19 protein-coding genes are annotated in these 20,154 nt (G+C 42.0%); 9 read left to right on the top strand and 10 right to left on the bottom strand.

Annotated features, from left to right (window positions below; genetic code table 11):
* Positions 1-2: 2 nt before the first annotated feature.
* Positions 3-647: a DNA alkylation repair protein gene (locus tag MKY34_RS09545; protein ID WP_342515226.1), complete on the top strand. Its 645-nt coding sequence runs from the start codon at positions 3-5 to the stop codon at positions 645-647.
* Positions 648-773: 126 nt separating this feature from the next.
* Here the strand turns inward: MKY34_RS09545 and MKY34_RS09540 are convergent, their stop codons facing one another.
* Entirely contained in the window at positions 774-1,523 is a 750-nt protein-coding gene (locus tag MKY34_RS09540; RefSeq protein WP_342514930.1) for a LuxR C-terminal-related transcriptional regulator, read from the bottom strand.
* Between the two features lie 134 nt (positions 1,524-1,657).
* On the opposite strand from MKY34_RS09540, the gene MKY34_RS09535 reads away from it, so the two are divergent.
* On the top strand, positions 1,658-3,124 hold the full coding sequence (locus MKY34_RS09535; protein ID WP_342514929.1) for an amidase: 1,467 nt from the start codon (positions 1,658-1,660) through the stop codon (positions 3,122-3,124).
* 170 nt (positions 3,125-3,294) lie between these two features.
* Here MKY34_RS09535 and MKY34_RS09530 read toward each other — a convergent pair whose 3' ends face one another.
* Complete coding sequence (locus tag MKY34_RS09530) at positions 3,295-3,777, bottom strand: DUF1456 family protein (protein WP_342514928.1); 483 nt, start codon at positions 3,775-3,777, stop codon at positions 3,295-3,297.
* Between the two features lie 258 nt (positions 3,778-4,035).
* On the opposite strand from MKY34_RS09530, the gene MKY34_RS09525 reads away from it, so the two are divergent.
* The 4 genes from MKY34_RS09525 to MKY34_RS09510 all read left to right on the top strand — a co-directional run bounded on the left by MKY34_RS09525 (position 4,036) and on the right by MKY34_RS09510 (position 6,987).
* Positions 4,036-4,359 (top strand): PadR family transcriptional regulator, encoded by a 324-nt coding sequence (locus tag MKY34_RS09525; protein WP_342514927.1) that lies wholly within the window; start codon positions 4,036-4,038, stop codon positions 4,357-4,359.
* Entirely contained in the window at positions 4,352-5,386 is a 1,035-nt protein-coding gene (locus tag MKY34_RS09520; RefSeq protein ID WP_342514926.1) for a DUF4097 family beta strand repeat-containing protein, read from the top strand. The genes MKY34_RS09525 and MKY34_RS09520 overlap by 8 nt, the downstream gene beginning before the upstream one ends.
* 193 nt (positions 5,387-5,579) lie before the next feature.
* The gene (locus tag MKY34_RS09515; RefSeq protein ID WP_342514925.1) at positions 5,580-6,146 is read left to right on the top strand and encodes a DUF1700 domain-containing protein; all 567 of its coding nucleotides are present in this window, start codon (positions 5,580-5,582) and stop codon (positions 6,144-6,146) included.
* Positions 6,133-6,987 (top strand): DUF4097 family beta strand repeat-containing protein, encoded by an 855-nt coding sequence (locus tag MKY34_RS09510; RefSeq protein ID WP_342514924.1) that lies wholly within the window; start codon positions 6,133-6,135, stop codon positions 6,985-6,987. The genes MKY34_RS09515 and MKY34_RS09510 overlap by 14 nt, the downstream gene beginning before the upstream one ends.
* 67 nt (positions 6,988-7,054) lie before the next feature.
* On the opposite strand, the gene brnQ is transcribed toward MKY34_RS09510, so the two are convergent.
* From brnQ to MKY34_RS09485, 5 genes are all read right to left on the bottom strand, one after another.
* Positions 7,055-8,368, bottom strand: a complete 1,314-nt coding sequence (gene brnQ, locus MKY34_RS09505) for a branched-chain amino acid transport system II carrier protein (protein ID WP_342514923.1) — start codon at positions 8,366-8,368, stop codon at positions 7,055-7,057.
* Positions 8,369-8,749: 381 nt separating this feature from the next.
* Positions 8,750-10,066, bottom strand: a complete 1,317-nt coding sequence (locus tag MKY34_RS09500; protein WP_342514922.1) for a citrate:proton symporter — start codon at positions 10,064-10,066, stop codon at positions 8,750-8,752.
* Between the two features lie 204 nt (positions 10,067-10,270).
* Entirely contained in the window at positions 10,271-10,978 is a 708-nt protein-coding gene (locus MKY34_RS09495) for a response regulator (protein WP_342514921.1), read from the bottom strand.
* Complete coding sequence (locus MKY34_RS09490) at positions 10,971-12,635, bottom strand: sensor histidine kinase (protein WP_342514920.1); 1,665 nt, start codon at positions 12,633-12,635, stop codon at positions 10,971-10,973. Before MKY34_RS09490 ends, MKY34_RS09495 begins: the two co-directional genes overlap by 8 nt.
* Positions 12,636-12,816: 181 nt before the next feature.
* Complete coding sequence (locus MKY34_RS09485; RefSeq protein WP_342514919.1) at positions 12,817-13,320, bottom strand: DinB family protein; 504 nt, start codon at positions 13,318-13,320, stop codon at positions 12,817-12,819.
* A 175-nt stretch (positions 13,321-13,495) separates the two neighbouring features.
* Between MKY34_RS09485 and MKY34_RS09480 the strand changes: the two genes are divergently transcribed.
* The 3 genes from MKY34_RS09480 to MKY34_RS09470 all read left to right on the top strand — a co-directional run bounded on the left by MKY34_RS09480 (position 13,496) and on the right by MKY34_RS09470 (position 15,712).
* A complete protein-coding gene (locus MKY34_RS09480) occupies positions 13,496-13,948 on the top strand; it encodes a YaiI/YqxD family protein (RefSeq protein ID WP_342514918.1) in 453 nt (150 codons plus the stop codon).
* Positions 13,949-14,098: 150 nt separating this feature from the next.
* A complete protein-coding gene (locus tag MKY34_RS09475; RefSeq protein WP_342514917.1) occupies positions 14,099-15,169 on the top strand; it encodes a 3-oxoacyl-[acyl-carrier-protein] synthase III C-terminal domain-containing protein in 1,071 nt (356 codons plus the stop codon).
* Between the two features lie 12 nt (positions 15,170-15,181).
* Positions 15,182-15,712, top strand: coding sequence for an isoprenylcysteine carboxylmethyltransferase family protein (locus tag MKY34_RS09470; RefSeq protein WP_342514916.1), 531 nt, complete (start codon positions 15,182-15,184; stop codon positions 15,710-15,712).
* 192 nt (positions 15,713-15,904) lie between these two features.
* Here MKY34_RS09470 and nhaC (MKY34_RS09465) read toward each other — a convergent pair whose 3' ends face one another.
* From nhaC (MKY34_RS09465) to nhaC (MKY34_RS09455), 3 genes are all read right to left on the bottom strand, one after another.
* Positions 15,905-17,299: a Na+/H+ antiporter NhaC gene (nhaC, locus tag MKY34_RS09465; protein WP_342514915.1), complete on the bottom strand. Its 1,395-nt coding sequence runs from the start codon at positions 17,297-17,299 to the stop codon at positions 15,905-15,907.
* 397 nt (positions 17,300-17,696) lie between these two features.
* Positions 17,697-18,563 carry an MBL fold metallo-hydrolase gene (locus MKY34_RS09460; RefSeq protein WP_342514914.1) on the bottom strand — a complete coding sequence of 289 codons (867 nt, stop codon included), beginning with the start codon at positions 18,561-18,563 and terminating at the stop codon, positions 17,697-17,699.
* Positions 18,560-19,978 (bottom strand): Na+/H+ antiporter NhaC, encoded by a 1,419-nt coding sequence (gene nhaC / locus MKY34_RS09455; protein ID WP_342514913.1) that lies wholly within the window; start codon positions 19,976-19,978, stop codon positions 18,560-18,562. Before nhaC (MKY34_RS09455) ends, MKY34_RS09460 begins: the two co-directional genes overlap by 4 nt.
* Positions 19,979-20,154 lie beyond the last annotated feature (176 nt).

Genomic DNA, 20,154 nt, shown 5'->3' with positions numbered 1-20,154 from the left:
TTATGGAGAAATTTGAAGCAAATCGCAATGAGGAACTAGCCGGACCAATGAAAGCGTATTTGAAAAACCATTTCCCTTTTCTCGGCATTAAGAGTCCACTTCGTAAGCAGTTATTGAAAGAACATTTTGCGGCATATACTTTGCCAGAACCTGGGCAGCTTTTTGAAGAAGCCTGGAAGCTCTATCACCTCCCGGAACGTGAATATCAGTATGCGGCGATTGCGTTGATTGAGAAAATGAAGAAACATTTAACCATCGATGATTTCCCTACCTTGCTTCAATTTATTGAAACAAAATCATGGTGGGACAGTATCGATACGATTGCTCCTCATTTTGTAGGGCGAATCGTGAAATTAGATCGGGAGTATGGGGAAAAAATTATGCTGGAATGGTCGCAATCAGACAATATGTGGACAAACCGTGCGGCGATTTTGCATCAGTTGAAATTCAAAAAGGAAACCGATACAGACCTGTTATTCCAAATTATTAAGCAGCATAGCGAGTCCAAAGAGTTTTTCATCCAGAAAGCGATTGGTTGGGTATTGCGGGAGTATGCGAAGACAGATCCAGAAGTTGTGAAGGCTTTCGTGGAGGTGCATCCATTAAAACCGTTGAGTAAACGCGAAGCTTTGAAGCATTTTGTGTAAAATAAAAGCATCCATTTTGAATGAAACTCACTCAAAATAGATGCTTGTTTGCGATGGATTAAATGAAGTTCGTACATCAAAACCTGGGACCAGGCTCAATACAATTCTATCTTCTGGAATTCTGTACTATTTCAATGTAAAAACGCGATAGCATAGCTCTGTTCGATTCGCGACGTTCGTTTTTTGATATAAATTTTGCAAGTGTTTTTTAACCGTATTTACGCTAATGAACAGTTTGTCACCAATTTCTTTATTTGAGAGTCCCTGTTTTACAAGTTTGACGAGTTCTTTTTCTCTACTTGTCAGCTGTTCTTCCTCCGACTTTTCATCCTTAGCGCAGAAGAGCGCTTCATAAGCGTTGAAAGAACTTTCAATCGGTTTTGCTAAAAAACGTAAACGATTTCGATCTTGCTCACTAAATCGATTCTCGCCTTCTTTTCTTATCAGCCCAATTACGCCAACAATGTGACCCTTATTGAAAATATAGACACCCATTTCATCTATACATTGATGCTTATTGAAAAATTCTTTGGAGAAATTGGTTTCACTAAAACTTGAAATCGACATGACATCTTCTATTCTTATGACCTGTGTATTTGTCCCAGGAGGAAGATTACTCGGGATTAGTACATCTAATGGTCGAAAAAACTCAAGGTATTCAAACAACACTTTATCTTCAATATTATTTACGATTGGATTGATTAGATCCCCATGTTTATTTGCCACCCAAAAGATAGACTTCTGATAGCCCAAAATGCCAGAAAGAGTGGATAATACGGCCTTACGATAGAGATTGGGATCATCGAGTTCAGGGTCAAAAGCAATATGTTCTAAGCAATGAAGAATCTCGCCATAATCTCTCTTCGTTAACTGCAATTCGTCTCCCCCTATTATCTTTTTCCTCTACTTTATCACTCCACAACTATTAATTCAATTTTCCGAATACTATCCTTTCGGGTAATAGTTTTACCCTCTTTTTTCATCTATACTGACAAAAAGGGGGCGGAACCATGAATATATCAGAGTATACAAAGTACGATGGCTTAGGTTTGGCTGAACTCGTAAAAAAGAAGGAAGTTACGCCGGAAGAATTGGTTAATACCTCAGTAAACATCATTAAAGAACTTAATCCAACGTTAAATGCTGTCGCTTCAATTGTTGAGGAAAAAGCACTTGAAGAAATAAAAAATGGACTGCCGAAAGGTCCATTTGAAGGCGTTCCATTTCTCATTAAAGAACTCGTTCTACATGCGAAAGGAATCCCTGTTAGCATGGGAAGCAAACTCGCCGAAGGCATTACGTTTCCGATGGATAGTGAATTAATGGCTCGTTTTCGTAAAGCTGGAGTTGTCACAGTTGGAACAACGACGACACCTGAATTCGGCTACAATGCGACTTCCGAAGCAACCGTATACGGAAAGCCAACAGTAAACCCTTGGGATACGAATCATAGTCCAGGTGGTTCAAGTGGTGGTTCTGCCGCCGCTGTTGCTGCGGGTATTTCTCCACTTGCGCATGCAAATGACGGTGGTGGATCCATCAGAATTCCAGCTTCCTGTAACGGACTGGTTGGTTTAAAGCCGACACGCGGACGAATTCCAGCGGGACCTTTGAATAGCGAACCATTAAATGGAATTGCTATTGAATTTGCAGTATCCAAAACAGTACGGGATACTGCAACACTCCTCGATGCAGTCGCTGGTCCAGATATCGGGTGTTACGGTTGGGCCGAGCCACCAACAATGCCTTTTGCAGAAGCGATGAAAAAGGCACCGAAACCTTTAAAAATTGCTTGGACAGGCAAACCAGTTTCGGGTGCTCCTGTCGATGAAGAATGTCTCCGTGCTTTACACGAAACTGTTGCTTTATGTAAGGAACTTGGCCATACAGTCGTTGAAGCTACACCCCAATATGATGCAGAGGCATTTAGCATGGCAACCGTTCGCATTTGGACAGCCAATATTCATAATATGATTAACGGTGCGGCTACACTTTCCAATCGAACACCTAGTGAAAAAAATATTGAAGCAGCCATTTGGGCTTGCTATCAATATGGGAAGGAGATGTCCGCTTCTCAACTCTTAGATGCCATTGATACAAATGCTGCGGTTTCACGCATAACGGGCCAATTTTTCCAGGACTACGACGTTCTCTTATCACCTACGATTGCTACACCACCAGCACCAATCGGTATGTTAAATTCGAACAATCCCAAAATCAGTGCTATCGAATGGACAGAACAAATCTTTACGTATGCGCCTTTTACGAATTTGTTCAACGCTACGGGTCAGCCGTCCATCTCTCTTCCCCTTGGCTGGAGCACGAAAGGATTACCAATTGGTATGCAATTTACGGGTAGATTTGCGGATGAAACAACACTCCTGCAGCTCGCTGCACAGTTAGAACAAGCTAAGCCATGGAAAGAGAAAAAACCTTTTATTCATGGGTCAAATCTAAAAACAGATTCCTACGCATAAAAGAAAACACAGCGTAATTTTATAGTTATGAAATGTAGATAATGCAATCAAGAGGCAGATTCAGAGGCTGTAAAACATTTTATGTAAAATAACAAGCATCCATTTTGAATGAAGCTCACTCAAAATGGATGCTTTTTACGGTGCAACTGAATAATCATCAGAACATCGACTTAAGCCCGATACTTCAAAGCCAAACCTTTTAAGAAATTGCGAACGTATCGATCGCCACATTCTTTATAATTTCGATGCCCTGCTTTTCGTAACACTGCACCTAATTCCCCTTTGGTAATAGTTACGCCAGCTTCTTCCAATATTTCCAGCATGTCTTCGCCTGTTAATGTTAAGGCGATTTTCAATTTCTTTAAAATGATATTGTTCATATGCTCATTGTTCTCCAGCACAGATACTGGTTTTTCAGGCTCCCCCGGTTTTGGCTCCTGTTTACCTCTTTTAAAAATAATCAGCCCATTTAAAAATGCATCCAATAGCTCGTTGCTACATTCCATGTTGTTCTCATCTTCTACTTTCGTTAGCAGTTGTCGTACTTCTTCTACCGTCACTTCAACGCCACCAAGTTGAAAAATCTCCACCATTACTGCATTTTTTATATCAAGTGCGTATCGTATGCGAATTAATAAATCATTGTTATTCATCCAAAAAAACCTCCCATGAAATTGTGTATATCCACAATAGCTTTACCCTATTTAATCAATTCATTTCAAACTTAATAATAGCATACAAAATTCATTTCATCCTTTTTTCGTTAGTTCAGTCTTTGTAGGAACAGTCACTCATATACTTCCTAATCAGTACCTTGCAATGAATAATACCATATGATATATTGTTGTCATCAAGTACTTGTCATGAGGCAGTACTATCCATTGAACACTAGTGAAAGGAGCATACGTGACATGAATGTGCAATTTAAAAAAGGTGTCCTAAATTTATGTGTGCTTGTCTTACTTGATAAGCAGGATCGCTATGGCTACGAACTTGTGCAGAAAATTTCGGATCAAATTGCCATTTCGGAAGGATCCGTTTATCCCCTACTCCGGCGCTTAACGAAAGAAGGATACTTTACGACCTATTTGCAGGAATCAACGGAAGGCCCTCCTCGGAAATATTACAAACTGACAGATACGGGCCGTATCTACCTTCATGAACAATTGGCAGAATGGCGGACTTTCGCAGATGGCGTGGATACATTAATCGAGGAGGGTGTACGAAATGACTGAAAACCAATTTATCGTTGAATTGGAAACGGCTTTGAAAAGACTGCCAGCAGAGGAAAAAGACGATATCCTTCAAGATATCCGAGAATATTTTACGGACGGTCGCCAAGATGGTAAATCGGACAATGAGATTGCTACTTCCCTAGGATCTCCTAAAAAAATCGCCGAAGAGTTGCTCGCTTCGTATTTACTCATCGAAGATAAAGTGGAAGTACCTTCGACAAATGAATTGATTACCATTCAAGATAACAGCTTTTCAAATGTGGAAATTAACGTCCAGCATGGTGCACTTGTTGTCAGTCCCTCAAACAGTTCTGTAACGACCGTCGAACTAGTTAGTACGAATGACAAATTACAACTGACTGCTGAAGTTGTTGGAAATACACTGTTCGTTCGATTGAAAAACTTACGCCATTGGTTATTCATGCTCAACCTCAATATGAAACCGGTCATCCTGCATGTCGCCATTCCAAAGAAATTGTATCAATCGATTGCGCTGAAAACGGACAACGGACGCATTGCAGCTGAAAAATTGCTCGGAAAAAAGATCAATGTTAAAACCGATAACGGGCGCATCCAATTGAAAGAATTCGCAGCGACAACACTCGTTGTCGAAACCGATAATGGACGCATTGAGGCGGAAAAGATTCAAGCCGATCACGTGCGAGCGAAAACAGATAACGGACGTATTAACATGCGATATATCGATGCGGAAAGCGTTGGTATTGAAACGGATAATGGACGGATCGAGCTTGAGCATGTCACTGGATCTGTTGTCGGGGTAACCGATAATGGACGCATTACGCTTCAAACAAATCATCTCGATCGCAACATTGATTTTCGGACAGATAATGGTAGCATTGCCATTCAATCTACCGCCGCTCCAAAAAACGTGACCATCCACGCAAAAACAAACCATGGTAAAATTGACATCTTTGGTGAACGAAATTCTCGGACAATGATTGGTACTGGCGAGCATACAATTCGCTTGAAATCGGATAACGGGCGAATTTCAGTCACTCAATCGTAATTATATAAGTTGAACTTATGATTTCCATCTACTCTCCAGCGAAGGCGCCTTACAAGCGGTCACCAAAGCCGTAAAACTGGCAGTGATTTTCTGCCTGGCTTATGGCGGGAGGCATCCGCAAGCGCCGAGCGTTGTTAGTGGGATTCTTTAGTTCAGTTTATATAGTAGTAAACGACAAGGAAGGAGCAGTCAAATGAATAAAGGAATATTTTTAACACAATTACAAGCTACCTTAACAAAACTCCCAAATGATGAACGACAGGAAATTTTACAGGACTATGAAGAGTACTTTACAATTGGGCAATTAGACGGTAAATCCGAGGAGCAAATCGCAGCCTCTCTCGGCTCTCCAAAAACAATAGGAAAAGAGTTATCTGCTGCGTACCATCTTGAAAAGGCGGAAACAACTGTTACTACAGGGAATCTAATGCGCGCAATATGGGCGGTTATCGGCTTAGGATTCTTTAACCTGATTATTGTGCTTGGACCATTTGTCGCATTTGCGGGCATCCTTGTTGCTGGTTGGATCATGGGCATCGGCTTCACTGCTGCGCCACTTCTTATTTTGCTAAATCCTATACTAGTCCCTGGTACTTTTGAGTTGTTCGACTTATTTAACGCATTAGCCTTGTGCGGGCTCGGTCTCTTTATCACAATCGGGATGTTGTACGCTACGAAGGCCTCTATGAATGGATTCATTCGCTATATGAAATTTAACCAAAAACTCGTCAAAGGAGGCTTAACGCATGCTGAACATTAAAAGACTATCAATTGTCGCTTCTCTCCTTTTACTAGTTGGTATTGTTGGTAGCCTTGTCACCTATCAACTCATTGAAAAACCAAAATCGGTTACCCAAGAAATCGACATTGAAGATAACGACTTTACGGGCATTGATATTATTATGAATGATGGCCATGTTGAACTGATTCCAACAGATGCATCAGGTGCTTTTATCGAAATTTCAGGATACGATATAACAGGCGATGTATCAGCTACGGTGGAAGAATCCACTTTAACAATTGTGCATAAAGAAAAGAAACAGAAGCTTGTTTCCGTCAACTTGGGGGCGAAGCCAACCATTGTGAAAGTACATGTACCACAAAAAAATTATGACACTCTACGCATTCAGAGTGATAATGGAATCATTGACGTGAGTGATATAAACGCAGATTTGATGACGCTGGAATCGGATAACGGGAAAATAAATGCAGATCATTTAGAAGGAACCACGGTCAAAGCGAAAGCACATAATGGACGCATTCATTTTAAACAAATTACAGCGGATTCCGTCTCGATCGATTCGGATAATGGAAGAATTGAACTGGAAGACATAAAAGGCCAACTCTCTGCAAAGGCAAATAACGGGCGTATCGAATTATTGGCAGAGTCGCTCGATTACCCAGTTGACATGACGACCGATAATGGACGCATTGATCTTCAAACGGTTAACGCTCCTACAAATGCGACAATTATTGCACAGGCTACTAATGGAAGTAGCACCATTTTCGATGAAAAAAAATCACACACCGTGTTTGGCTCAGGTGAACTTCCCATCACCCTTTCTTCGAAAAATGGGAAAATAACTGTAGGTCAGCATTAAACCCTATGGAATAGAAAAAGGGAGCCGTTTTTGATATTTCTCAAAAACGACTCCCTTATGCATTTCATTATGATTTCGCTAACACTGGAGCTTTCAGCTTATGCACAATCGCGCCAACAATCACACCTATAATCGCTGGTAACACCCAGCCTACCCCTTCTTGATACAACGGGAAGTAGCCTAACACGCTATCTAATACATCCCCTAAAAAAGTATGATTAATCGTTTCAATCAGGCTAAATACCCCAGTAAAAATCACTGTTGAGAGGTAAATCGAATGATTAACATAGCGATTTAGTAAACCAAGTACAATCAGTACAACCGCTAATGGATAAATCGCACCCAAGATTGGAACGGATACCGCTAAAATTTGATTCAATCCTAAGTTAGCAACTGTCAAACTGATAACAGAAAGCACGACTGCCCAGCCTTTATATGCGAGAATCGGGAAGGTATTCGAGAAGTATTGACTGCATGAAATAATCAAACCAATCGACACACATAGACAAGCGAGCGTAAATAATACGCCGAGTAAAACCGTGCCAATTTCTCCAAACAACACACTCATCACAATCGTTAATGTTTGCGCGCCATTTTCTGCAACCCCAATTGAAGCGCTAGAAGCTCCAAGATAACCTAAGATCCCGTAAATAATGGCGAGTAAAATCCCCGCACCAAGCCCCGCCAACATCGTATATTTGGCAATTAAAGACGTATCGCCAAGCCCTTTCGAACGAATCGTGTTGGCTACGACAATCCCATAAACGAGTGCAGCAAGTGCATCCATTGTTAAATAACCATCGATAAATCCTTGAAAGAACGAATTCCCTGCATAGACATCCGTAGGAGCTGTAAATGTCCCAATCGGCGTAATGATACCTTTAATGAAAATAATACCGATCAAAGCCAATAATAATGGTGTCAAGATTTTACCGAATCGATCGACTAACTTAGATGGCGATAAGCTAAGCCATAACACCATGGCAAAAAAGACAATCGTATATAATAATAACATCAACGAATGGTTCGCTAATGAATCTGGTAAAAATGGATTCATCCCCATTTCATAGGCAATCGTTCCCGCCCGTGGAATCGCTAACCCAGGCCCAATTGACACATAAATGAGAAAAGGAAATAACAGTGCAAACCATGGATGTACACGCGTAGAAAGCACGTGTAAACTGCCCGCCTTCCCAACAGCAATTACACCTAGAATCGGTAACCCTACCGCCGTCACGATAAATCCACCGAGCGCCAACCACATTTCTATACCTGCTGAACGCCCTAAAAACGCCGGGAAGATCAGGTTTCCAGCTCCGAAAAACATTGAAAATAACATAAAGCTAATGAAAACAAGTTCTTTATGTGATAGTCTGTTCATCCTCTTTCCCTCCCGTAGATAATTAGATGATTATAGCAATAGGATACTGGAAAAGCTACACACATATAAAAATAGCACTATTTTATTTTTTCAGAATAGATAACCATTCAATCGATACGGAGAAAGCTATAATTTAAAGCAACGTTTCTCCCACTATATCTAAGTATTCAGTGAAATGAATCATTGAACAGCTCTAAAAAACAAGAATTTCATCCAAATCACAAGTAGCTATTTATAAATATGAAAACTTTATAAATAAGTTCACCTCTCCCCATTAACCTGGTCACCAACCATTCCATTTTCACTTCACACAAATGGCATCACTTCTACTGGTTAAATACAAAAAAACCAATTCCCCCGAAGAGAAATTGGTTTCAACCATCAAAGTACAATAACACCCATTGCAATTGCAATCGCCAATAGGACAATACTGAAGCCCCACATCATCATGAACGAGTAACGGATATGTTTCCCCATCTCAAGTCCCGCCAATCCGAGTGCAAGCCATAAAGCAGGTGACAATGGGCTGACAAACGTTCCAATAATGTTTCCAATAATCATTGCATATGCCGCAGATAGAGAAGAAACACCAAAATCTGTGACAATTTGTTCTACAATCGGAAATAATGCAAAGTAATAAGCATCCGTACTTAACAGTAAATCAAATGGAACGCCAAATACTCCGATAATAATGTGTAAATAAGGAATGACGAACGCCGGCAAAATCGTGACAAGGTCTGTTGCAATGGAAGTTAGCATCTCCGTACCATTTAATATCCCTAAAAACGAACCTGCCGCCAAAATAATAGTCGCCATCAAAATAGCCCCCGGCGCATGCGCTTGAATACGCCCCATTTGATCCTGGATATTCGGATAGTTAATCGGTAAAGCGATGCTAACCCCTATCATAAAGGCAAATCCTGCCGGAATGATTCCCCATACTAACACAGCAATCACACTAATCGCTAAGGCTACATTTAGCCAATAAAACTTAGGTTTTCCCTCTGCTTTTTTCGTTTGAGGCTCTTTATCACTGACAACAGACTCCATGTCATCTGTCTTTCCAAATTCGCCAACCCTTTTGGCAATTAATCGTTTTTCACGATACCCTAAGGCAACCGCTAATACAACGAGCAACACAAGTCCAATGAGCTGAATTTGAATCAAAGGCCTCCACAATTCAGTAACATCCATCTCTAGCACAGCAGCAACTCTGCCTAATGGACCACCCCATGGCACCATATTGACAATACTCGCACTCGTACCAACGAGCATTAGTAATAAATAGGGATTCATCTTTAATCGCTTATACAAAGGTAACAATGCTGGAATCGTAATAAGGAACGTCGAAGCTCCTGAGCCATCCATTTGCGCAATCGCGGCAATGATAACCGTTCCAACAGCTACTGCAATGACATTCCCCCGTGTAAGCGCAATCATTTTGTTGATAAGCGGATCAAAAACACCCACATCTTGCATAATACCAAAAAAGATAATGGCAAAAATAAACATCACTACGACACTAAAAACGGATTGCGTTCCACTCGTGAAAAATTCGCCAATCTGTTCCAAATTGAAACCAGCAGCAAATGCACCACCGATTGGCACTAACAAAAGACCCACAAACGGTGATACTTTTCCACTGATAAGCAGCACCACAACAATTAAAATTGTGATCAACCCAATAATACTTAACATAATTTCTCCTTTCTCGTAAACAAACGTTCACGCATGAAAAGGAAGGGTTACATATGTAAGCGGATACACATCAAAAGCTGTCTCTGCACCATAACAAAGCCTTCTCTATTTCAAAATTTTCTATACTCAGAAATTTATCATAGTGAGGCGCAATACATAAGTTTATTTACGTTAAAACACTAATAAGCCTTTTGACTGTTTTGTTCATTTTGTCCACGGAACATATTTCCGTTCTGGCCGACCGATATCACCGTATTTAAGTTGAGCATCTGCTTCCTTTATCGACACTAAATATTCCAAATAACGTCTTGCAGTCGAGCGACTTACCCCAACTTTAGTTCCCGCCTCTAACGCTGTCATCCCGGCTTCATCGCCTATTCGCAAGACCTCTTTTATTTTATCTAATGTAATCTGGTCGATTCCTTTGGGCAACGTTCCTTCCGTATCTTTTTCTGGAATACGTAACATTTGCGCCCCCATCAAACGATCTATTTCCGACTGGTCGAGCTCCGTCTGCGATGCTAGAAGGTGTTGGCGATCCCTATACCTTGTTAACGTTTGCTCAAAACGCTCAAAATCAGCTGGTTTCACAATATAATCAAAAACGCCCCCACGTAGCGTTTCAGCAATCGTTACGACTTCCTTAGCAGCCGTGACCATAATGACATCTATCTCGTTAAACGCTTTTCTCAATTCCCAAAACAAACTTAATCCTTCAGTATCCGGAATATACACATCCAATAAGATTAGCTGTGGTAAAATAGACTGCTTCTGTAAATAAGCCAATGCTTCCTCGCTCGTTTTCACAACCTCTACTACAGCAAACCCTTCAACCCGCTCCACAAACTGCCGATTAATCGCCGCAATTCGAAAGTCATCTTCGACAATTAGTACTTGAATCGTTTCACACATAATCTTCTTCCCTTTCCTGTGGCTCTTTCGGTATAGAAATGACAAAGCTAGCACCACCTAGTTCTCCCTCTTCGAAGTAAAGTGCTCCACCTACTTCTGTAATCAGTTGCTGCGTCAATGCTAAACCAAACCCACGATGTGTACCTTCTTTAGATGTAAATCCTTGTTCAAAAAGCCTGTCTATGTACACTTCTGGTATACCTTCTCCAGAATCCTCGATTTCAAAAAGAATCTCATGACCCATATCCGTAAAGAAAAGTATGATTTTCTGATTCGAAGAACAATTACTTTTTACCGCATCCATCGCATTATCGATTAGGTTCCCCATAGCCGTTAGCAATGCTTCACTTTGCTTATCACTTAAACATGTTGTCAAGACGCTCTCCTCTTGGATCACCAAATCAATGCCCAGCTCATGTGCCTGATTTAACTTCCCTAATAAGAGCCCACTTACCAATGGATCCGCTACTTTTCGAATTAACAAGTGAATCCAATTTTTTTGTAGCGTACTCTCCTTTTGAATATAGTCAATCGCTTGTTCTTTCTGATTCAATTGTAGCAGACCGAGAATAAGGTATAATTTATTCGTAAATTCATGCGTTTGAGCTCGTAACGCATTCGCATATTGCTGGACTCTCGCCAACTCTTTTGTTAATAAATCGATTTCCGTCTTATTACGCAACGTAAAAACCGTTCCCATCAACATGCCTTCCACAGCAAGAGGAACCTTGTTGACAAACACAGTCGTTTTACCAATCATCATCTCTTTATCTACCTGACTATCATCTTCCTCTAAGTATTCGGAAAGCTGATAGGCTAAAGATAGTTCATTCATTCTCTTACCCAAATACTGTTGTGGATGAATGGTTTGATCGGAGAGTAAATGCTCTGCAGCAGCATTGATCATCGTTACAACGCCATTTTGATTCACGGCGATAATGCCTTCATGCGTCGATTGGAGAATCGTTTCTTTCTGAAAAAGTAAATGAGCAATCTCTTCCGGCTCCAAACCAAACAACACCCTTTTAATATACGATGCGATAAAAATCGCGCCAATAATGGCCACAATCGCTATGATGACTAACACAAACCACAGTTGATGATTGTAAGACTTAACGACATCTTGAATATTGTCAGCTAAAAAACCAACTGACACTACTCCGACAATCTGTCCTTCTAAATAGACCGGTACTTTTGCTCTTAAGGAACTGCCCAATGAGCCTACCGCTTTTGAAACATAGGAATCCCCATGCCTCAATGCTCTTTCATTATCTTCACCGATCATTTTCTTGCCGATTTGCTCTTCGCTTGGATGCGCGTATCGAATTTCCTCTCGATTACCCACGACGATGAATTCCGCTCCCGCCGCCTCACGAATCGGCGTCACGATTGGATTAATAATGGACGCTGGATCTTCATGCTCAAACGCCTTTGCCACCTCTGGTATACGCGCGATACTTTCTGCGACACTAAGCGCCCGCTCCCCTACTTGAGTTTCCAGCGCCTCTGACATCAATTGATCGATGAATAGCCCGATAATCGTCACAATCGCAATGATTAGAATACCAATCAACAAGATCATTTTCATTTTCAAATTAAACATTACGTTTGGTTTACGTTGTAGGTGTTTACTGTCGCTCTTTCGAAAATGGTTCATCTTTGCTAACTCCTTCACAATCAATTACATTACGGCGTAAGTTTAATAGATGCATAATTTCGAAATATAGCAGAATTGAGCACGAATAGCAATGCGCCTTTACTTCTCGCCCACAAGTTCCTGAACATAAAAAGACCAAGCACCTACCCTCTGCTTGATCTTTCCTTCTAATTAGACATAATTATAGCGCCGGTGCTTGTCCACCAAACTCCGCCCACTCTTCACGTGACGGGCCGTATACACCTGGTACACGCAAGCCTGCTTGTCGCATAAGAACTGTCATTTGGCCACGGTGATGGGTTTGGTGTGACGTTAATATACTGAGGATAGTACTGACTGTCCATTGTTCACCATACATGTCCTTCAGTTCTTTCAATGTATCATCCGTCCACTGTTCTTTGATTGCAGCAACCATTGCGGCGCTCGACGCGCGATAAGCTTCGGCAATTTCAGTAGCTTTCGCAGGTACAGGCGTCTCATGACTTGCCGCCTCAAATTCAAGTCCAGTTTGCGACACCATTTCATCCAGTGTCGTTGTCATATGCCAAGCAATGCGACCAAGTGTCCGATCCTCAGGCGATACTTCTTGTGCAAGTGATTCGTCCGTTAAAGCGTCGAGTATTTTTTGTGTCGATTGACTTTCATGACCCCAGTTTTGCAAAAAATCTTCAATTGTTTTAAACATCTTAAAACCTCCATATTCATAGTTATTACTTCTAGTACTTCGCCAATAATTAGCGGATCCCCTGCTTCTATTCATACAATATCCCCTGCAATGGGTATAATGAAACATGGAGCGAAGTGAAAAGGTTCTAGGTTTGCAACACTTTACATAAAGAGTATGAAGGGAGGTTGCTCAGATGGCGACAATTCTTATCGATGCCGATGCTTGTCCAGTTGTTAGTGAAACGATACGCATCGCCAAACAATTCAAGTTTCCATGTATTCTTATCTGCGACACCGCACATGAAATGCATCGCGATGGGGCAGAAACCATTATCGTTTCAAAAGGTGCCGATGCAGTCGACTTCGTACTCGTCAATCGTGTACAAAAGGATGACATTGTTGTAACGCAAGATTATGGGCTAGCCGCAATGGTCCTCGCGAAAAAAGGACATCCAATTGATCAAAATGGCAGGCTGTACACAGCAGACAATATCGACCAACTATTGTACGCACGCCATACAGCACAAAAGGTCCGAATGGCCGGCGGACGATTGCGTGGCCCCAAAAAACGTTCGAAGGAAAGCGATTTGAAATTTATCGAAAGTTTACAGCAATTATGCGCACAACTTGCGCAGGATCAACAATAAATAATAGTAGAATGCCAAGGGAATCATTCCTTTGGCATCTTTTTTGTCTATGCTTCAGGCGCCTTACGCTTTTCTTATTCATCTTTTGTACAAGTCCCGCGTACGTTAGAAGTATTCACAATACGTTAATTTTGAATATGGAGGGGACTTATGCCAAAAATTCTTTCGGTTAGTACACTCAAACCGCCTCATGCCGTGCAACAAGAACAAGCCACCGCGTTCACGCGCTCCCTTTTTAGCGCAAAATACCTGAACATCGAACGACTTTTAACCGTGTTTCACAATGGCGATATTGAAACACGAAACGTCTGCATGCCACTTGAATGGTATGGGCAAACACATGGCTTTGAAGAACGCAACAATTTATATATTCAACAAGCTGTCGACTTTGGTGTGCAAGCTGTACAGGCATGCCTTGCGAAAACAGAGACCCCGATTGAAGCGTCAATGATTGATGCCATTTTCTTCATTTCAAGCAGCGGGATTGCCACACCAAGCATTGAAGCCCGCATTATGAATCAAATCGAATTCCGCGACGACACAAAACGTATTCCCATCTGGGGACTTGGCTGCGCAGGCGGTGCAGCAGGCATTAGCAGGGCCTATGAATACTGTCTCGCTTTTCCAGAAGCGAACGTCCTCGTGCTGTCCGTTGAATTATGCAGTTTAACTTTTCAAAAAGACGATTATTCGAAAAGTAATTTGGTCGGTGTATCGCTATTTTCGGATGGTATTGCATGTGCCCTCGTGGCGGGCGATCAATCTGTAATGCAAGCGAAAAAAGCGATGCCGACAATTGTTGCGACGACATCGAAGCTCATGCCTGATTCCGAGAATGTCATGGGATGGGATGTAAAAAACAACGGTCTATACGTCGTCTTCTCCAAAAGCATTCCTGCCATTATTACAAGTTGGCTCGGGCCATTCGTCCATGCTTTTCTTGAAAACAACGGGCTGACAAAGGATGATATTACACACTTCGTCGCACATCCTGGAGGCAAAAAAGTGCTTACAGCGTATGAAGAAGCACTAGCGTTTGATCAAACCAAAACAGCCATTCCGCGCGATGTGCTACGCAACAATGGTAATATGTCCTCCCCAACGATTTTGTACGTGCTTGAACAATTTATGGAACATGAGCCTGTCGCGGGTGAGTATGGGCTTATGGCGGCACTGGGACCAGGTTTTTGCGGCGAATTGCTATTGTTGAAATGGGAATGAGGTGTAGCGAGGATGCTCTTTCCCCTTATCCTTTCAGCCGTCATCTTGCAGCGATTGGTTGAACTACTTATTGCGAAACGCAATGAAAAATGGATGCGCAGTCAAGGTGCATTTGAAGCAGGTGCTGCCCACTATCCCGTGATGGTCGCGATGCATGCGACATTTTTCATTTCCTTCCTATTAGAAGTCATCGTTTTTAAACGCGATCTTTCTCCTTTTTGGATGGTGCTTTTCGGCATCTTCCTGTTGACCCAAGCAGCACGTATTTGGTGTCTTCTGTCACTCGGGAAGTTTTGGAATACGAAAATCATCATCTTACCAGGCGCAACAGTGGTGCGAAAAGGTCCTTATCAATGGCTACGCCATCCAAACTATGTCATTGTGACAATCGAATTGCTCGTCCTTCCCCTGCTGTTTGGTGCCTATTTAACCGCTATTCTCTATACACTGCTTAACATTTGGATGCTGTCTGTGCGCATTCCAGCAGAGGAAAAAGCTTTGAAAGATGCGACGAATTATCGGGAGACATTCTTGGTAAAATGAGGGGGGAGGCGAGACTGTCAGGAAGAATAAAACTATCGGGATAAACCGACGACCCCTAAGAGATGGACGCCGAACTGTCTGGGGAAATCGACTAACTATAAGCAGAACGCGCTGAACTGTCAGCGCAAATGATTTCTCACCATAAAAAGAAGCTCCTCCATCCATAAGATGGGGAAGCTTCTTCTTTTATCATCACTCTGCTGATTTCTGTTCTGTATACGTCAATGTTTTCCCTAAAAATCCAAACAGCACCGTCAAAATCGGAGACAGCAGACAGAAGAAAGCGAATGGTAAATACGTAAGCACTCCCACACCTAACATATCTGCAATGAAAATCCCACACACACTCCACGGCACAAGCGGATTGACTACTGTTCCTGCATCTTCCATAACGCGGCTCAAGTTTTTACCTGCAAGTCCTACTTTTTCATATTGTCCTTGAAACGCTTGCCCCGTCAATAGTATCGATAAATACTGTTCACCAATCAACACGTTAATACCAATTGCCGTCAAAGCAGACGCCACAATAACCGAAGATACTTTCCGCAACAAGCTTTCGATTTTCGCCAATAAGCATTGAACAATGCCAAGCGTAAACAACAAGCCCCCCATACTAAGCGCCAGCAAAACCAAACCAATCGTAAACATCATGCTTTCCATACCACCGCGTGTCAGCAGTGCATCAATCTCTTCAATGCCAGTTGTTGACACAAAACCTTTGAATAAAATGCTAAACACTTCTGGTGCACTATAACTGTGATGCAAATAAGAAACTGCCACTGCACTCGCTGAACTGATTGCCAATGTCATCAGTGCAGGCACTTTCATAATCGTCAAAACAGCTAGTAACACAAGTGGAAGCACCGTATACCAATGAATCATGCCCGTTGCCAGTAATCCCTCTTGGAACATCGTAATTTTATCAACCTCGCTCAACGTCACACTTGGCGACAACAAGCCGAAGAACACTAAAGATAACAGAAACGCCGGAAAAGTTGTCCACCCCATATTACGAATATGCTCAAACAAATCGACCCCAACAATTGACGCAGCCAAGTTCGTCGTATCCGATAGCGGTGACATCTTATCACCGAAAAACGCGCCTGATACAACCGCACCTGCTGTTATCGCCAATGACAAATCAAGAACAGTCGCCATCCCGATAAAGGCAACCCCTACCGTCGCCACCGTCGTCAAGGAGCTCCCAATGGAAATCCCAACAATTGCTGTTACAACAAACACAATCGCAAAGAAGTAAGACGGCGTAATCATCGTAAACCCTGCATAAATGAGCGTCGGAATCGTACCGCTCATAATCCAACTACTGACCAAAATACCGATGAAGAAGAACAAGAACACCGCACTCATCCCCGCGCCTGCGCCTTCCACTAATCCACCTTCAAGCTGGCGGTACGACACTTTTTTCACAAGCCCATAACAAATCAATAACAAAATTGAAAACAAAATCGGCAAATGTGGCACCGAACCAAATTTAACAATACTAACACTGATCATAGATACAATTGCAACTACTAGTACTAACGCCTCGATGAAAGTGGGCGTAACCACGGCCTTTATGCGAAACATGATGAATTCCTCCTTGATGATTGATAAGAAAAGCGCAAGATGTCTGGAAAAATGAATACAAAAAAACTCCATCCATCCCTTGGAAAGGGACGAAGGAGTTCTCCGCGTTACCACCCTACTTGATGAATCGATGCTAGATCGACCATCCACTTCATGTATGATCTGAGAAAAACCAATGGCGTACTTCATCCTGATTGCTGCCTGAATTCTCACCTGCCATTCAGTCTCTTGTTGCTGCCCACAATCGAACTACTGCACCATCTCTCGTATATATTCAATTTTTAAAACTCGTTTACTTTTACACAAAAGCAATTGCTTGAATCTTACCATGTTCATGTGAGAAGTCAAGTTTTGAATCTATTCGGTATATTCCCTGCGAGGATTTTCAACACTTTCCTCACAAAACAAATTCCATACCTTCCTCCGCAATATGAAAGCCCTTCATTTCAATCTCCTTGCGAATCGTTTGATCCCTATCAATCACAGGATTCGAGTGATTGAGATGAATGAAATAAATCTCCGTTTGTTCAACTAAATCTTGTAATCGGTCCATTGTTTCTGTCATGAGCGGATGAGGGATTTCCCGATAATCTCGGCCAATCTTTTCAAGATCTTTAGCAGAATGGAAGGTGCCATCAAGTAAGCAGATGTCCGCTTCTTTGCACGCTTCATAAATATCAGTGTCCCATTGTTCCCATCGATCAATATCCGGAATGTACAAAACTTTTTTCTCCGTCCCTGTAATCCAAAAAGCAAATGTCTCCGAAAATTCATTTCTGTGTGGAACCTCAACAGGTGTGACTGTTGCATGAGGTGAAACAGCCATTGCTTGTCCATCACGTATTTCTTGCAGGTCAATATTGTGTAATTTTGTTAATTGACTCCAAGGGGCCTGTTCCTCTAACATTTTCTTCATTTTCGCACCTGCCATTACGGGCACCTTATTTGCACCCATCGCTTCTTTTCCTAAAAACAATAATCCCGGATAATGACCTAAATGCGCATGCGTCAAAAAGATACTCGCCATTAGCTGGCCTTGCATATGATGTTTGATTTGTACGCTTGCCATCTGCTCTTTTAAGTCTGGTGTTGCGTCTATCAAATGCCAAGCCTTTTCTTCAGGCAACACAATGGCCAATGACGCCGCAGTACGCCTATACGCCGGATTGCTAATTGCCTCCGCACAGTTTTTACAAAAACAATTCGGATGCGGAAGGCCAGCGTCTTGTGCTGTTCCTAATACATGTAGAATAACTTCACTCATAACGAAATTTCCCCCTTAACTTTTATTTCACTGTCATCACGATAGTTTTTCTTGGTAATGGTCCAGCCCGTGAAACCAAAAATGATATTAATAAGTGGAACGAGAAATGCGAAGAAAGCATAAGGAATAAACTCACCTGGACTGACCCCCAGAATGCTCACCGCAAAAACGACCGGAACACTCCATGGCACGAGGTTAATCCCTACAGTACCTGCCGCCTCGACACATCTTGAAAGGTTTTTCGTATCGATTCCTCGATCTTTATACGTTTGGACAAATGTTCTTGCAGGTAAAATGATTGCCAAAAATTGTGCACCGCTTGCAAATGCCACGACAAAAGCCGAAAAGATGGTCGTACTAATTAACGTTCCAGTTGAGCGAACACCGGCTATCATTTTTCTCGTGACCACTTCAAAAGATCCTGTTTCTTCTAGAATCCCACCAAGAGCAGTCGCAATGACTAACAGACCAATAGTCCCTAGCATAGACATCAGACCGCCATTATTTAACAAAGAATCCACCGCTTTTACACCCGAATCTACCGAAAATCCACTTGTCATTACTTTAACAATTGAAGTAACAGAAGCCCCTTGCACAATCACTGCAAGTACAGCCCCTAACAGTCCTACAATGGTCAACGCTGGAATCGCGGGTACACGCTTCATCATCAAAATGATGGTGAAGATAGGCATAAGTAGAAGTAACGGATGAATCGTAAAGACACCCTCCAACCCTGTTTTAATAACATCAATGCCATTTGTATCAACAGCATTGCCTGCCGCCCCCGAATTCCCAACAAACCAATATAAAATCAATGCAATGACAAATGCTGGAATCGTGTCCCAGAGCATGTGCTTAATATGACTAAACAAATCGGTTTCGGCCATAGCCGGAGCAATATTTGTCGTATCGGATAACGGAGATAATTTATCGCCAAAATAAGCCCCGGAAATGACTGCCCCTGCCACAAGCCCCGGAGCAAAGCCTAATCCTTCGCCAATCGCCATAAAAGCAATCCCAATCGTCGCAATCGAAGTGAATGAACTTCCCAATGTAATCGAAACAATGCCAGTAATAAGTGCCACGAGCGGGACAAACAGTGAAGGTTCAATCATCGATAGCCCAAAGTAAATCATAGTCGGGATAACGCCACTGGCAATCCAAGTACCCACAATGATACCGATAATAAATAATATAAAAACAGCAGGCAATGCCCTGGATACGCCGTTGACCATCATTTTCTCTACTTCATACCAACTCCAACCACAGATTTTCGCAATAACAGCAGCCACAACTACCCCAATTAGCAAGGGGATATGCATCCCAGCCTTCCAAATAAAAATCGATGAGGCCGCCGCAGCCATTAATGCCAATATTGGGATAATTGACACTCCAAAAGTTAGTTCCTTTTTCATTGATAACATCTCCTTCTTTATTGACAAGACAACTTGATTTTTTAATTTTCCAAAACTAAAGTCTTTGGGAGTGCTAAGTCGAGTGCATGCATTCGCACATCATGATAACTAAGGCTAGTCCCAAAAAATAAACACAAAAAACCCCTACCATCCCTTGGAAAGGGACGAAGGAGTTC

Source organism: Sporosarcina sp. FSL K6-1522, from assembly GCF_038622445.1.
GTDB lineage: Bacteria > Bacillota > Bacilli > Bacillales_A > Planococcaceae > Sporosarcina.
Note: the sequence above shows the minus strand (reverse complement) of the source record. Positions and strands in the feature narration are given on the sequence as shown.

Coding starts and splice junctions, on each gene's coding strand:
- MKY34_RS09480 (WP_342514918.1), top strand. CDS start 13,496: ATGGCGACAATTCTTATCGATGCCGATGCTTGTCCAGTTGTTAGTGAA.
- MKY34_RS09515 (WP_342514925.1), top strand. CDS start 5,580: ATGAATAAAGGAATATTTTTAACACAATTACAAGCTACCTTAACAAAA.
- brnQ (WP_342514923.1), bottom strand. CDS start 8,368: ATGAACAGACTATCACATAAAGAACTTGTTTTCATTAGCTTTATGTTA.
- MKY34_RS09525 (WP_342514927.1), top strand. CDS start 4,036: ATGAATGTGCAATTTAAAAAAGGTGTCCTAAATTTATGTGTGCTTGTC.
- MKY34_RS09530 (WP_342514928.1), bottom strand. CDS start 3,777: ATGAATAACAATGATTTATTAATTCGCATACGATACGCACTTGATATA.
- MKY34_RS09545 (WP_342515226.1), top strand. CDS start 3: ATGGAGAAATTTGAAGCAAATCGCAATGAGGAACTAGCCGGACCAATG.
- MKY34_RS09470 (WP_342514916.1), top strand. CDS start 15,182: ATGCTCTTTCCCCTTATCCTTTCAGCCGTCATCTTGCAGCGATTGGTT.
- MKY34_RS09485 (WP_342514919.1), bottom strand. CDS start 13,320: ATGTTTAAAACAATTGAAGATTTTTTGCAAAACTGGGGTCATGAAAGT.
- MKY34_RS09510 (WP_342514924.1), top strand. CDS start 6,133: ATGCTGAACATTAAAAGACTATCAATTGTCGCTTCTCTCCTTTTACTA.
- nhaC (WP_342514913.1), bottom strand. CDS start 19,978: ATGAAAAAGGAACTAACTTTTGGAGTGTCAATTATCCCAATATTGGCA.
- MKY34_RS09490 (WP_342514920.1), bottom strand. CDS start 12,635: ATGAACCATTTTCGAAAGAGCGACAGTAAACACCTACAACGTAAACCA.
- MKY34_RS09495 (WP_342514921.1), bottom strand. CDS start 10,978: ATGTGTGAAACGATTCAAGTACTAATTGTCGAAGATGACTTTCGAATT.
- nhaC (WP_342514915.1), bottom strand. CDS start 17,299: ATGTTTCGCATAAAGGCCGTGGTTACGCCCACTTTCATCGAGGCGTTA.
- MKY34_RS09475 (WP_342514917.1), top strand. CDS start 14,099: ATGCCAAAAATTCTTTCGGTTAGTACACTCAAACCGCCTCATGCCGTG.
- MKY34_RS09535 (WP_342514929.1), top strand. CDS start 1,658: ATGAATATATCAGAGTATACAAAGTACGATGGCTTAGGTTTGGCTGAA.
- MKY34_RS09500 (WP_342514922.1), bottom strand. CDS start 10,066: ATGTTAAGTATTATTGGGTTGATCACAATTTTAATTGTTGTGGTGCTG.
- MKY34_RS09520 (WP_342514926.1), top strand. CDS start 4,352: ATGACTGAAAACCAATTTATCGTTGAATTGGAAACGGCTTTGAAAAGA.
- MKY34_RS09460 (WP_342514914.1), bottom strand. CDS start 18,563: ATGAGTGAAGTTATTCTACATGTATTAGGAACAGCACAAGACGCTGGC.